The 15,165-nt window shown below is 42.1% G+C and carries 8 protein-coding genes; 3 read left to right on the top strand and 5 right to left on the bottom strand.

What is annotated here, in order from left to right:
• Positions 1 to 27: 27 nt before the first annotated feature.
• Both DWW10_RS11335 and DWW10_RS11340 read right to left on the bottom strand, forming a co-directional pair.
• On the bottom strand, positions 28 to 1,878 hold the full coding sequence (locus DWW10_RS11335) for a LamG-like jellyroll fold domain-containing protein (protein ID WP_022392526.1): 1,851 nt from the start codon (positions 1,876 to 1,878) through the stop codon (positions 28 to 30).
• Between the two features lie 426 nt (positions 1,879 to 2,304).
• Positions 2,305 to 6,573 (bottom strand): hybrid sensor histidine kinase/response regulator transcription factor, encoded by a 4,269-nt coding sequence (locus DWW10_RS11340; protein ID WP_022392524.1) that lies wholly within the window; start codon positions 6,571 to 6,573, stop codon positions 2,305 to 2,307.
• 203 nt (positions 6,574 to 6,776) lie between these two features.
• On the opposite strand from DWW10_RS11340, the gene DWW10_RS11345 reads away from it, so the two are divergent.
• From DWW10_RS11345 to DWW10_RS11355, 3 genes are read left to right on the top strand one after another with little or no spacing between them, the layout of a single operon-like run.
• On the top strand, positions 6,777 to 8,231 hold the full coding sequence (locus tag DWW10_RS11345) for an arabinan endo-1,5-alpha-L-arabinosidase (protein ID WP_476374699.1): 1,455 nt from the start codon (positions 6,777 to 6,779) through the stop codon (positions 8,229 to 8,231).
• 26 nt (positions 8,232 to 8,257) lie between these two features.
• On the top strand, positions 8,258 to 10,240 hold the full coding sequence (locus tag DWW10_RS11350; protein WP_022392522.1) for an alpha-L-arabinofuranosidase C-terminal domain-containing protein: 1,983 nt from the start codon (positions 8,258 to 8,260) through the stop codon (positions 10,238 to 10,240).
• 5 nt (positions 10,241 to 10,245) lie between these two features.
• A complete protein-coding gene (locus DWW10_RS11355) occupies positions 10,246 to 11,226 on the top strand; it encodes a glycoside hydrolase family 43 protein (protein WP_022392521.1) in 981 nt (326 codons plus the stop codon).
• 127 nt (positions 11,227 to 11,353) lie between these two features.
• Here the strand turns inward: DWW10_RS11355 and galK are convergent, their stop codons facing one another.
• From galK to DWW10_RS11370, 3 genes are read right to left on the bottom strand one after another with little or no spacing between them, the layout of a single operon-like run.
• Positions 11,354 to 12,508 carry a galactokinase gene (gene galK / locus DWW10_RS11360; RefSeq protein WP_022392520.1) on the bottom strand — a complete coding sequence of 385 codons (1,155 nt, stop codon included), beginning with the start codon at positions 12,506 to 12,508 and terminating at the stop codon, positions 11,354 to 11,356.
• A 54-nt stretch (positions 12,509 to 12,562) separates the two neighbouring features.
• On the bottom strand, positions 12,563 to 13,906 hold the full coding sequence (locus tag DWW10_RS11365; protein ID WP_022392519.1) for an MFS transporter: 1,344 nt from the start codon (positions 13,904 to 13,906) through the stop codon (positions 12,563 to 12,565).
• 45 nt (positions 13,907 to 13,951) lie between these two features.
• The gene (locus DWW10_RS11370; RefSeq protein ID WP_118220784.1) at positions 13,952 to 15,049 is read right to left on the bottom strand and encodes an aldose epimerase family protein; all 1,098 of its coding nucleotides are present in this window, start codon (positions 15,047 to 15,049) and stop codon (positions 13,952 to 13,954) included.
• Positions 15,050 to 15,165 lie beyond the last annotated feature (116 nt).

Consider the following 15,165-nt stretch of genomic DNA (forward strand, 5'->3'; position numbering starts at 1 on the left):
ATAATATATTCTTGTTTATAGAGGTTATTACTTGAATAACGGAGTGTACAGATAGCAGTTGGATTTATCCATCTTGAGATGAGCTCCATCCACGATAAGGAATGCCCGTACTGTCTGGTTTCCATCACCGCAGTCTGTTACAAAAACTTCTTTATACACATTGCCATTCTTGCCGGTAGCTATCGCAGTGGCTGTCACCGTAGCACCGTTACGCTGAATGTCGATGACTACTGTGGCTCCTTCCATGTCGGCACGGAAAGCATCCCAGTCGCCATAGCCCTCATTAGTCCATGTGCCCGAGGCATAACTGTCACCCCATCCGTAAAGATCGGAACGGATGACGAAGTATTCGGCATAGTCACTGCCATTCCGTTCGGCATCAGTGCAGAGGCAGAGATTCCAGTTGTTCCAGTTGCCAGTACCACTGGTGTGGTTCTCGAATTCGAGATGCAAATTCTGTCCGACGGGGATCTGGAAATAGTCTGAGAATTCTGTCCACCAGGCAGTCGAACAGTCCTCGGCACCGATAGTCGTCTTTGTCAGTGGCACTGTGGTTAATGCTGTGGTTTCCTCAGTGTCGAATACGATGTGTGAACCATCCATTATAAAGAAGCCTCGGACTACTTGTGTGCCGTCACCGCAAGTGGTGGTGAAAGTTTCTTTGTACACGTTACCGTTGATGGCTTTGGCTACTGCCTCTACAGTTGCCGTTGCTCCGCTACGTTGGACGGTCACAGTCACTTCTGCACCTTCCATATCAGCACGGAAAGCATCCCAGTCACCATAGCCTTCGTTGGTCCATATACCTGAGCCATAGCTGTCACCCCATCCGTATAGGTCGGAGCGGATAACGAAGTATTCGGCATAGTCACTGCCATTTCGTTCGGCATCGGTACAGAGACAGAAGCACCAGTTATTCCAGTTGCCAGCACCGCTGGTGTGGTTGGTGAATTTGAACTTCATATTGCCGTCAGCGGGCATTCTGAAATAGTTGGAGAATGCTGTCCACCAAGCTGCCGAGTTGTCTTCTGCGCCTACAGTGATGATGGGATCGCCGACAAGATATTCGAATGCTCCCTCTTCTCCGCCTATGTTCGGCATTTGACATTGACTGTCGGTAATTTGGTTGCGGTAAATTGCGATATCGTCTATCCACATCTCTTGTGTGTGAGAGTCTGAACCATAACCTATATATATATAAGGTGTAGCGGCCATGAACTGTACAATCTTTCCAAAGTCAAAGTTTGATTTCTCTACGGTCTTGTCGATGCGTTGTTTGCCATCCACATAGATGCTGTAACCGTCATTGCGGACAGTAATGGCCATGTAGTGCCATTCTCCGGCGGGTAACAACAATGGGTTTTTGGATACTTTGTTCGTTTCGGGGTTGTTGACCTCGTATTCACCATCCACACCTTCATACTTCAGCCAGCCGTTTGCGGTGAGGAACATGCGTTGTGTGCCGTTGCTGTTTTGGAAAGAGAAGAGGGCACCGACCAAGTCCGGCTCCAATTCTTCTTCCGTTTCTTCGTCAATGCGAAGTGCCTGCTTCACCCAGAATGTCAGTGACACACCATTCTGTGCTTCCACACTATTCAGTGGATTGAACATACGGGCATAACCATCAGGTAGGTGAAGTACTTTACCGTGTACATTGTCGTCTTCAATCTCAGCTATGTCTCCGCCTTCGTAGGCATAATAGTTGAGGCTTTGAGGATCAAAATCTTTATCCTCAAAAGTAATCTTTGCGACTTGCTCTAATTTGGGATTTTTCTGATTTCCTGCCGGAGGATCCATTTGCCCCCAATCCTCGCAGGCCCAAAATGAAAGGACTGTAAATGCCGCCAGAATGGGTACCGGCCATTTTCTTGTCTTCATAATACAGATATTATTGGTTTAACAATTAGTTATTCTACTTACTTGATACATTAAGTAGTGATGCAAAAGTACGCTCAAACATACTTTTAGGGGTGGACAAACGAATATTAGAGGTGGACAAACGAGTATTTGAGTGTAAAAACTACAATTATTATAATTCTTGACGTATAAGAGACCTCTTATGAATGATTATTTTGCCAATCAATCTTGTAAATGGGTACAGTTATCTCTTCTTGTAAATAAATATAAAAGCAACAATATTTCTGTATACAAGAAGTTAAGAGTTTGCCAACAAGAAGTTAACTTCTTGTATACAGAAAGTTAATTCCTTGTTGACAAGAAACCTGCTTTTTGTAAAAGGTTGATTATTAGCAGAAAAAAGTGGCTATAAATCTTATTTATTGTACGTCGTTTTTGTAATTTCTATTAGTTATTACCTTCTTCATTCATCAGATCACTGGGCTTCATATTGAATTGTTTACTGAAACAACGTGCAAAATACTTGGGGTCATTGAAACCTACCTCATATGCTATTTCAGCAATGTTCATCTGTTTTGTTTCCCGATTTTTGAGAATCAATTCCCGGGCAGTATTCAGTCTGTAGTTACGGATGAATTGTCCGGCAGACTGTCCGATGAGGCTTTGCAGTTTTTTGTTTAGGAGACTTTTACTTACCCCAACAGCTTCACTGAAGTCGCTGACTTCGAAGTAGGGGTTTTTATAGTGTTCTTTCACTACTTCCATCACTTGGTTGATAAACTTCTTGTCTCCTGATTCTTCTTCTATATTTAGTACTTCAACATCCATATTTGCCCTGAATTGTCTCTGGTAGCGTCTCCGATTCTCCAGAATATTTTCAATACGGGTTAATAGGAGAGTCTCATCAAAAGGTTTTAGAAGATATTCGTCTACTCCTGTGCGATAGCTTTCCAGACGGGCTTCCGGTGATGTCTTGGCAGTAAGCATCAGGAAAGGGATGTGTGAGTTTGCAAAAGTCTCTTTTACTCGATGTGACAGCTCTATACCATCCATTACTGGCATCATCAGGTCGCTGACAATGAAATCTATCGATTGCCTGTTTAGTATTTCAATGGCTTCTGCACCGTTACAAGCTTCGAGTACATTATAATAATCGCGGAGAATAGAACGGATATATCCTCTCATGTCAGCATTGTCTTCTACAACCAGAATATTTAAAGCCACTTTTTCTTTGGGCAACTCGTCGTCTGCTGTTGCGGGTGTTGTAGGCGGAATGTTATTTTCAATGATAAGCTGATCGTTTATGTCTTCTTCCTTGGGTAATGGAAGCAGGATGCGGAAAGAGCAGCCAGAACTGGGGTTATTACGGACACTTATGTCTCCGTCGTGCATCAGTACGATACGTTTACAGAGATATAACCCTATGCCAGTACCGGTTTGCCCGTATACAGGATACTTCACTTGCTTCTTTGATTGGTAGAAGCGGTTGAATATCTGCTCTATATCTTGTTTCGGAATGCCTGTCCCACTATCACTGACGCAGAGGTATAGTACTTCCTTACTTTCTTTTGTCGGTAATGTAGCTATATATACGGATATTTCTCCATTATCGGGAGTGAATTTAATAGCATTGCTTAGTAGATTGGTAATTACTTTATGCATAGCTTCCTCATCGTAACGGATTTCAGGATCTTTCATATGGAAATAGTGCTTAATCGCGATATTCCGCTCTCCGGCAAACACTTCAAAAGGAGTGAGTAATGAGTTTATAAAATTCAGAAAGTTACTTTTAGTCTTTACTATATTCAGCTTACCGGATTCTACCTTTCGGAAGTCCATTAACTGATTGACAAGGGATAATAAATATTTGGAGTTACGTTCTACAAAGTTTAATTGTTCTATTACCTGCGGATTATAACTCAGTTTAAGAGCACGTTCGATGGGGCCGATAATCAAGGTTATCGGGGTACGGAATTCATGTGTAATATTGGTAAAGAAGGCAATCTTATCTAATGTCAACTCTTGAACTTTGCGTGCCATACGACTTAATTGAGCTTTCTGCCGGGTGATTTTTTCGTTTTGTTGTTTTAGTGTGTTGTTTTGCCTGGAGAGTTCTTCCGTTTGATTCTCCAATAGCTGCTTTTGTTGTTCCAGTTGGTATGTACGTTCTTCCACTGTGCGATGCAACAGTTCTCTTTGTTGCTTGAAGTTCCGTATACGCCATTGATAAATTTGCCAGGTGATTAATAAAGCGAAACCGATAAGTAATAAGATAAACCAAGTGGTTTTATAGAAGTAGGGTTGGATAATGATTTTTAGTTGTGTGATGTTCTCTGCTCCATCTTCTACGTCGGGCGTATATTTTACTTGCAGGGTATAAGTTCCCGGACGCAGGTTTGTATAACTTGCAAATCGTCGGTTTCCAGGTACTTGTACCCATTTATCTTCAAATCCGAGAAGGCGATAGCTATATGTGGCCGTATTATCCGGTTCAAAATTGAGGGCTGAGAATTCCAAAGAAAATGATTTCTCTTTTTCATGAAATTTTAGTTCCTGAGTGACAGCAATATCTTGGGATAGATATATGTTACCGGGAAGAATATCTTGATTCCCGATTCTTAGTTTAGTGAATCTTACATTGGCTGGCTGAATTATACTAGGCGGAAAATTGCTTTCAATGGCTGTGAGCCCTGCGACAGTACCAAAATAGAGGGTTCCGTCTGACGAATGACATGAGGCGTTCCAGTAGAATTGAGCATCGGGTAGCCCATCTTGTTTCGTGTAATTCGTAAAACGGTTCTCTATCGGGTGATAACAGGAAAGTCCATTATTTGTTCCTATCCAGATATTACCGTCTATGCCTTCTTGCATACTCCGGACATTATTGTTGATTAGGTCTTGGGTGGTATTATAAGAAATGAATTTTTCTTTGCCTTGGTCATCAACAACTCTTTTATAAATACCATATCCGTTGCTACCCAGCCACAGTGTTCCATCTGTCGTTTCGCAGAAGCAACTAATCTTCTCTATTAGCTTTGATTGGGGATTGTCCAACTTATAATTGAGATGTCGGTACTGGAACTCTCCTTTCTCTGATTTAGCGGAGCGGGAATGAAGGTCTATAATATATACTCCTTCTGTGCTGCCTATCCATAATTTATCTTCTTTGTCGATGAGGGCACCGAGGCAACCACGTACATTTTCTGCCATCTGGTTAGCAAAGGGGGAAATGAATTTCTGAGTTGCCATATCGTAAAAAAAGAGCCCCCGATTGGCACCTACCCACATCCCGTTATTGATAGGGTCATAAACAAGTACTGCTATGAAGAATAATGGAAATCCTGTTTCTGGATGTGTATATATGACTTGAAGGGGACGACTCAGTGCTTTGGGATTCATAATATTGATTCCACCGCCCCAAGTACCTACCCATAACTGACCTTGGTTGTCACTGGCAAGGCTACTGACAGAATTATGACTTATCTCACCACGTTCCCATCTGTAATGGAAAAACTGTTCAGTCCCTTGTTTCTTCAGGTTCAAGCCTCCTTCCACAGTGCCTACCCATAAGTTCTTTTCTTTATCTTCATAAATGACATTTACCGGATTATCAGACAGACTTGAGGGGATTTCTTTATCATGTATGTAGTTGTGTATAGATAAGCGTTTGGGTGCGAGTTTGTTGATTCCTCCGCTTTCAGTGCCGATCCATATATGTTTTCCGTCTACTTTTATACAATTGATAAAGTTACTATTCAATTGGCTGTTGCCGGTAGAATTATGGGTGAGATGTTCGAAACTGTCTGTAATTGGATTATAAATATTTGCACCACGGAGTGTACCTGCAATCAACTGTTTATCGTTGGTGATAGCAAGGCTGGTCAGATAATTTTGCGAAATGGAATGTGGGTCATTAGGAATATTCTCGTAAATCTTTATTGCGTTACTGTTTTTATTATAGCGGTACAATCCTGCATGTGTGGCTATCCATACTTCATTTTCTTTTGCTAACATATCTTTCAGATAGGTATCAGGTAAGAACGTTAGTTTCTCTGATATATGGCTTTTTTCTAATTCTCCCTGATTATTCGGAATGATTTTATAGATTGTGCCATTTATTGCGGTCCATATCTTTCCGTCTTCATCAATGTCCTTTAATACGAGATCCGGTTCGTTTAATTGAGGCAATGTTAATGTAGACAGGCTTTCTACATCTCCCTTTGTATTAAAGGTAATCCGATGGAGTGCATTTCCGCATTGCAACCATATAGAATTCTGTGAGTCGCGTATCACAGTGTATGCTGGTTGGTTTAATAAGATGGTCAGCAGTCCTTTGGGGTCATTCGGGATGATAGGTTGCAAAGTCAATAAATCAATAATGTCTGTTCCTCCTTCAGATACGATCCAAAGGCGTTGAAAGGTATCTTCATATACATTTAGTATAAAGTTACTTTTTAGCTTACAATGGGAGGTATTGGGATTGAAATGAATGAATTCGTAGCCATCATATCGGGAAAGTCCTCCTCCGGCAGTAGAAATCCAAAGAAATCCCCGGGTATCTTTGTAAATATCATCAATAAAATTATGTGGGAGTCCATCATCCATGGTGATGTACGAGACATTGTACTGGTCAGTGAAACGCTCTTGTGCTTGCAGAGCACACGGTGTAATGAAACTGATATATATAATAAGGTATAAAAGGTTGTGTCTTTTCATATAATTTGTATTATTAAAGGCAAAGTTAGAAGAATATTTATAATGTTTAAAATTAGACCAACTGTTTTTAATTTAAATTGCTGGATTGTCCACCTCAAATGTTCATTTGTCCACCTTACCATGCTGGCCCGGGCGTATTTTTGCAACAGAATTTATAATTTACTGATAGTATGAGAAACTTGTTATGTGTAGCTGTTGTGTTGATGAGCAGCCTGTTCGCTGGCTGTACCTCCTCTGTATTTACGCCTACCGCCTCACCTAACCCGTGGGCGGATGATTATTCTTCACTGTCTTCTATGGAGAATTATCAATCGTGGGGAACTTATAATGTACATGATCCGTCATGCCGGAAGATGGGTGAGTATTACTATATGTATTCTACAGATGCAATATTCCGTGAAAACCGTAAAGAAGCGAAAGAGAAAGGAGTCCCTTTGGGGTTTATTCAGATGCGGCGTTCTAAAGATCTGGTGAATTGGGAATTCCTTGGCTGGGCGTTTCCTGAAATTCCGCAGGAAGCGGTAGAGTGGGTGCGTGCCCATGCTGATGGACATGGAGCGACAAATATATGGGCTCCCTATATTATTCCTTATAACAATAAGTATAGATTGTATTATTGCGTATCGGCTTTCGGGCGGAAGACATCCTATATCGGATTAGCAGAATCTGATTCGCCTGAAGGTCCTTGGACGTTGGCAGGTTGTGTTGTTAAAACAGACGATACGACAGCCATGAATGCCATTGACCCCAGTATCACTGTAGACCCTTCAAATGGGAAGTGGTGGATGCACTACGGTTCGTTCTTTGGTGGTTTGTACTGCGTGGAATTGAATCCTGAAACCGGACTTCCTTTGGTAGAAGGAGATAGAGGACACTTGGTAGCTCGTCGTGCTAATTACAAGAAGGATAATCTGGAAGCACCTGAGATTATTTATAATCCTGAATTAAAAGAATATTTCCTGTTTGTTTCCTATGATCCGCTGATGACGACTTACAATGTGCGTGTCGGACGTTCAGATAAAGCAGAAGGTCCTTTTATGGATTACTTTGGTAAGGAATTGAAAGATACTACCAATAACTTTCCGATACTAACGGCGCCTTACCGTTTCAAAAATCATCCGGGTTGGGCCGGAACAGCGCATTGTGCGGTGTTTACTTCAGACGATGGACAGTATTTTATGGCTCATCAAGGTCGTTTGTCTCCACAGAATCAGATGATGGATCTTCATATACGTCAAGTGTTCTTTACGGAAGAGGGTTGGCCTGTAGTATCTCCTGAACGTTATGCAGGTAGTAAATCTCGAAAGTTCTCCGCTGCAGATTTAGCTGGTGAGTGGGAGATTATCCGTGTGCAGGAACCTTTGTATGAACGCCAGTTGGAAGCAGGACAAATATTGTGGGGTGAGGGTGAACTGCAAGATGAAGAATGGAACATGTCTCGTTTGTTACATTTGGAGAAAGATGGAAAACTGGGAGAGAATAAAGGAACCTGGGATTTTACAGATGCAAAGCAATCTCTGCGGTTGGCACTTGATGGAGAAGATATAAAAGACTTGATCGTATTTGCCGGACATGATTGGGAAAATGAAACGGAAACAGTTCTCTTTACCGGTCTGGATAGCCGGGGACGTTCCGTCTGGGGGAAAAGGATTAAATAATCAATTATAATTTTTATTTTGAAACCATGAAAAGATACACAGGATTATTGGCGGCGCTGGCTCTTACAGCAGGAGTGTCGCTTCAGGCACAAACCAATGAGTTTGTGATACAAACCAAGAAATTAGGTGCAGAGATTCAGCCTACTATGTATGGACTGTTCTTTGAGGATATCAATTATGCTGCTGATGGTGGCTTATATGCTGAACTTGTAAAGAACCGTTCGTTTGAATTCCCACAGAATTTAATGGGATGGAAGACCTTTGGTAATGTTACTTTGCAGGATGATGGTCCTTTTGAAAGAAACCCTCACTATGTTCGTCTGTCTGATCCGGGACACCCGCATAAGCACACCGGACTTGACAATGAAGGCTTCTTCGGTATTGGCGTTAAAGCCGGTGAAGAGTATCGCTTTTCTGTATGGGCACGCTTGCCAAAAGGAGGGACGGCAGAAAAAATTCGTGTAGAGCTGGTGGATACCAAATCTATGGGCGAACATCATGCTTTTGCCACAGAAACATTGACTATTGATTCGAAAGAATGGAAAAAATACCAAGTTGTTCTGAAGCCAGGCATTACAGATCCGAAGGCAACGCTTCGTATTTTCCTTGCTTCAAAAGGTACTGTTGATTTGGAGCACGTTTCTCTTTTCCCGGTTGATACCTGGAAAGGACACGAAAATGGTTTACGTAAAGATTTGGCACAGGCCTTAGCAGATATCAAACCAGGTGTTTTCCGTTTCCCCGGCGGGTGTATCGTTGAAGGAACTGATTTGGCTACACGTTATGACTGGAAAAAATCAGTAGGTCCTGTAGAGAATCGTCCCCTGAATGAGAATCGTTGGGAATATACTTTCCCGCACCGTTTCTATCCCGATTATTTTCAGAGCTATGGATTAGGCTTCTTTGAATTTTTCCAACTTTCAGAAGAAATAGGAGCGGAGCCACTACCTGTATTAAGTTGTGGTCTTGCCTGTCAGTTTCAGAATTCAGATGCAGAGGCACATGTGGCCGTATGCGATTTGGATAGTTATGTTCAGGATGCTCTCGACCTGATAGAGTTTGCTAATGGAGATGTTACAACAAAGTGGGGAAAACTTCGTGCAGATATGGGACACCCTGCACCGTTCAATCTGAAGTTTATTGGTATTGGTAACGAACAATGGGGACCGGAATATCCGGAACATCTCGAACCGTTTATCAAGGCTATTCGTAAAGCCTATCCGGATATCAAGATTATCGGAAGTTCAGGACCTGATTCTGAAGGAAAGCAGTTTGAATATTTGTGGCCGGAAATGAAGCGTCTGAAAGCGGATCTGGTGGATGAACATTTCTATCGTCCTGAGAACTGGTTCTTGAACCAGGGAACACGTTATGATAACTATGACCGTAAAGGGCCGAAAGTATTCGCCGGTGAATATGCTTGTCATGGTAAAGGTAAGAAGTGGAACCATTTCAATGCTGCCTTGCTTGAAGCTGCTTTTATGACAGGATTGGAACGTAATGCCGATATTGTACACATGGCTACTTATGCTCCTCTGTTTGCTCATGTGGAAGGATGGCAATGGCGTCCGGATATGATCTGGTTTGATAATCTGAACTCGGTACGTACTGTAAGTTACTATGTTCAGCAACTCTACGGACACCATAAAGGCACCAACGTACTTCCCCTTACTATGGATAAAAAGCCTGTAGCAGGAACTGAGGGACAGAATGGTTTGTTTGCAAGTGCTGTTTATGATAAGGATAAAAAAGAGATTATAGTGAAAGTAGCCAATACTTCCGATAAAGCTCAGCCCTTATCATTGAAGTTTGAAGGATTGAAGAAGCAAGATGTATTGTCTGGCGGTCGTTGTATGAAGCTTCGTTCTGCTGATCCCAATAAAGATAATACGATTGAACAGCCATCTGCTATCCAGCCCCAGGAAAGTCCGGTTTCTATCGACGGACAGGTGCTGAATGTAGAGCTAGAACCCAATACATTTGCTGTCTACATTTTTAAGAAAGGATGAAATTGATGAATAAAGTTAGGTTAGATAAGGTTAGATTTTTGGTTGTTTCTTTTGTACTGGTAGCCTCACAAGGGCTATCAGCACAAAAAGATACCACTTTTGTAGCGAAAGGAAATCCGATTATCAAATATAAATATACAGCTGATCCGGGTGCGATGGTATATGACGGCAGAGTGTATATCTATGCCGGACATGATGAATGTCCTCCACCAGCTGAACATTATCTTCTGAATGAGTGGTGTGTTTTTTCTTCAGCTGATATGAAGACATGGACTGAACATCCTGTACCTCTGAAAGCCAAAGATTTCTCTTGGGCAAAGGGAGAAGCATGGGCAAGTCAGGTTATCGAACGTGATGGTAAATTCTATTGGTACGTTACTGTGGAGCATAATGCCATTCCCGGAAAGTCTATCGGTGTGGCTGTTTCCGACTCTCCGTTAGGTCCTTTTGTCGATGCACGTGGCTCTGCTCTGATTACCAATGATATGACAGTAGAACGCACTAAAATCTACTGGGATGACATTGATCCGACAGTCTTTATTGATGATGACGGACAGGCGTATCTGTATTGGGGAAATACTCAGTGCTATTATGCCAAACTGAAAAATAATATGATTGAGTTGGATGGTCCGATTGTTCATGTGGTTCTACCTCGTTTTACGGAGGCTCCCTGGATACATAAACGTGGTGATTGGTATTATCTCTCTTATGCGTCTGAATTTCCCGAGAAGATTTGCTATGCAATGAGCCGGAGTATCACAGGACCTTGGGAATATAAAGGTATCCTGAATGAAATAGCTGGTAATTCCAATACCAACCATCAGGCGATTATTGAGTTCAAAGGTGACTGGTACTTTATTTATCACAATGGAGGTATTAATCCGACAGGTGGAAGCTATAGACGTTCTGTATGCATAGATCGTTTGTATTACAATGAAGATGGAACCATGAAGCGGATTCAGATGACAACAGAAGGAGTGCAATAGGTTTAGATATTAGAATATACTGAAGGTTAGATTAGGTTAGTTGATTAGTTTATTTGAAAAGGCTAAAAAGATAAGGGCGTCTCCCCGTGATGGGAAGACGCCCTTTTAGGATTGGGTTGTTTTAGTTTTAAACTAATCTGCGAGCACCGTCACTGATAACTACATCATAAACTTTAGGGCTTCTGCCAAACTTCTCTTTGAACTTATCTTTAGCATTCTGGATGAATGTATCATACAACTCATCTTTCACCAAGTTGATAGTACAGCCACCGAAGCCACCGCCCATAACGCGTGAACCTGTTACACCGCAGTCAAATGCAAGATCATTCAGGAAATCGAGCTCTTCACAGCTTACTTCGTAAAGTTTGCTCATACCATGATGGGTTTCATACATCTTCTGACCTACAGTTTCGTAATCAGCTCTTTCCAAAGCATCACAAACGTCAAGTACGCGTTGAATTTCTTCAATGACATATTCTGCACGCATGAAGTCTTCTTCGCTGATTTCAGCTTTTGACTCTTGCAGCATGTCCATGGTACAATCGCGCAGGAACTCTACATGCGGATGTTTCTTCTGGATAGCAGCAACAGCAGCTTCGCAACTTTGACGACGCTTATTGTATGCTGAAGAAGCCAATTCATGCTTAACTACAGAGTCTACCAATACCAAACGATAACCTTTCGGATCGAACGGGAAATATTGATACTCCAGTGAACGACAGTCCAGACGGATAAGGCTGCCTTGTTTGCCAAATACAGAAGCAAACTGGTCCATAATACCGCAGTTTACACCGCAATAGTTATGTTCAGTTGCCTGACCTACTTTAGCCAGTTCAAACTTGTCTATCTTGTTGTCACCGAACAGATCGTTTAATGCATACGCATATGTACTTTCCAAAGCGGCAGATGAAGACATACCTGCACCCAAAGGCACATCACCGGAGAAAGCTGTATCGAAGCCCTTTACATCAACGCCACGCTTAATCATCTCACGGCATACACCGAAGATATATCTTGCCCAGCTTGCACGGGGAGCATCTTCTTCTTTCAAACCGAACTCTACATAATCCTTCAAGTCGATGGAATAAGCTCGTACAATGTCAGTACCATTCGGTTTAATTTCAGCAATCATGCCTTTGTCGATTGCTCCGGGGAATACAAAACCACCGTTATAGTCTGTATGCTCACCAATGAGGTTGATGCGTCCCGGAGAAGCGTAAACTGCTCCTGTTGTTCCGTCAAAATGCTTGATGAAACGGCTTCTTACGTGTTCTATATCCATAATCTTTTCAAATTTATAAGTGAATAAATTAATTACCTATACCTTCTTATTGCGTTAATCCTCTACTGGGATATCTTTATTTACATTTTTGCAACCTACCAGGCCGTAGAATAGCAGATAAGCAAGAGCTGCGATAATCAACCAGTAGCTGGCCATATAACCTACAGAGTCAGAGATGCTTTGTTGGATCAAAGGTAATACACCACCACCAACAACCATCATCATGAAGATACCGGATGCTTGTGCTGTATATTTTCCTAATCCTTCTACTGCAAGGTTGAAAATACCACCCCACATTACAGAAGTACAAAGACCGCAAAGTACAAGGAACAATGCGCTGACGGGTACTTGTGCCATCATAAATCCTTCACCTACAGTGTAACCGGGCATTGAAACTGTTACATCTTTCGGAGTGAAGATAGCAATCAATACAAAAACAATAGCGGTAGCAGATACAACGATTAACTGTGTACGGCTGGAAACCTTACCGCTGATAGCGCTACTTGCAGTACGTCCTACAAGCATCAGCAACCAGTAGATAGCAGCAATAGCACCACCGATAGCAGCACCGTTCATCATAATTCCGGCACCCTTATCGCTTGCGTCGGCAAGATAGAAGTTCAATGTACCCGGAATACCGATTTCGATACCTACATAAATGAAAATACCAACTACACCCAGTACAGTGTGACGGAAGCTCCATGGGCTGTGAGAGAATTTCTCTTTCTTCGCTCCACTTTTCTGAAGGTGTGGCTCAGGGATAGCTACAAATGAAATGATAATAAATGCGGCTACGAATACACCCATAGCAACAAAAAGAAGAGGAGCAACATCCGACATAGCAGTCTTGGAAGTTACCGTACCGATCAAAGCACCTACGAAAAGCGGAGTCAATGTACCGGACAAAGAATTAAGGGCTCCACCTGTTTGAATCAACTGGTTACCTTTGTTACCACCACCACCAAGGAGGTTCAACATCGGGTTCACCACTGTGTTAAGCATACAAACGCAGAAACCGCAGATGAATGCACCAAGCAGATAAATAACGAAATTTAATTTGATTGCATATTCACCGAATGCGAAAACTTCGGCATTTGCTCCGAATAAGCTGGAAAGGTATTGCGTGAACAAACCGAGGAAACCTACTGCCATTGCAATCAATGCTGTCTTCTTGTAACCGATCTTAACGAGCATGTTACCGGCAGGAATTCCCATAAACAGATATGCCAGGAAGTTCATCATATTTCCCATCATACCTAAAGTATTCGAACCCGCATATTCGTTTCTCCAAATCGTACCGAACGGTGCGGCAAGATTTGTAACGAAGGAAATCATCGCAAAAATGAAGAACATGGTAATGATAGCGACAAGATTACCGTTCTGTTTTTGTTGTGTCATGGTTTTTAATTAATTAAATTAGTTATAAAATTAGGTTAGTTATATTCATTCTTGTACACCGAACTTGTAAATAGTTACTTGTTGGTATTCATCGCCCGGGAGCAATACGGCCGATGGGAAATGTGGTTTGTTAGGTGTGTCGGGGAAACATTGGGCTTCAAAACAAACTGCACTGCGTGCCGGGAAAGTAGCTCCGTGAGCACCGGTAAATCCGCCCAACCAGTTTCCTGTATAAAGTTGTACTCCGTTCTCTGTGGTATATACTTCCATTGTACGTCCGCTTTCCGGTTCCGTATAAGTAGCGGCAAGGCTTAATTCGCCACTCTCGGTTTTATTCAGTACATAACAATGATCATAGCCTGCGCCATTTATCAATTGCTGGAATTTATCATCAATGCGTTCACCGATAGTGTGCGGCGTACGAAAATCCATAGGAGTACCTTCTACTTTCAGGACTTCTCCTGTAGGAATAGATACTTCGTCAATGGGAGTATAAAAATCAGCGTTGATAGTAATGGTGTGGTTCAGAACCGTAGGGGTGGGATTGGCAATTCCTGCCAGATTAAAGAAGCCGTGATTGGTGAGATTGACAACTGTTGCTTTGTCGGTAGTGGCCCGGTATTCGATAACCAGTGCATTGGTTTCATCTTCCAGGCGGTAGGTCATTTCTATTTCCAGATTGCCGGGGAAGCCCTCTTCACCATCTGCAGATGTATAGTTGAATACAACAGTTGTCGGATCCGGTTGGACTGCATCCCATACTCTGGCGTGGAAACCTGTGGGTCCGCCGTGCAGAGAATTAGGTCCGTTATTGATCGTCAAATTGTGCTCTTCGCCATACAGAGTGAACTTTCCTTTGGCTATACGGTTACCGTAGCGTCCGATGGTAGTGTTGAGGAAAGGTTCGGGACTATTGACTACATGATCTATACTGTCATGTCCCAGAACTACATTAGCATACTTCCCGTTCTTGTCGGGGACCATAATGGAAAGGATAGCGCATCCGTAGTTAGTTACTGCAACTTCCATTCCCTGAGCATTTTTAAGAATAAATAAATCAGTCTTTTTGTTATTTATATCTTTTTGAAAGTCTTCCTTGTTTAAACCAGACAAGTTACTTCCTGTTGACACGGTGTTTATCATATCCATGGTATAATTTAAATTTCTTGCAAATAAAAAGAAATTCTTCCGTACTCCCAAGGGTTTATCTTGAAATGTGAAGAACATTTTAGGAAAGTTTAGCGTTTAACATTTACGAG

The organism is Bacteroides intestinalis (assembly GCF_003464595.1).
GTDB classification, from domain to species: Bacteria; Bacteroidota; Bacteroidia; order Bacteroidales; family Bacteroidaceae; genus Bacteroides; species Bacteroides intestinalis_A.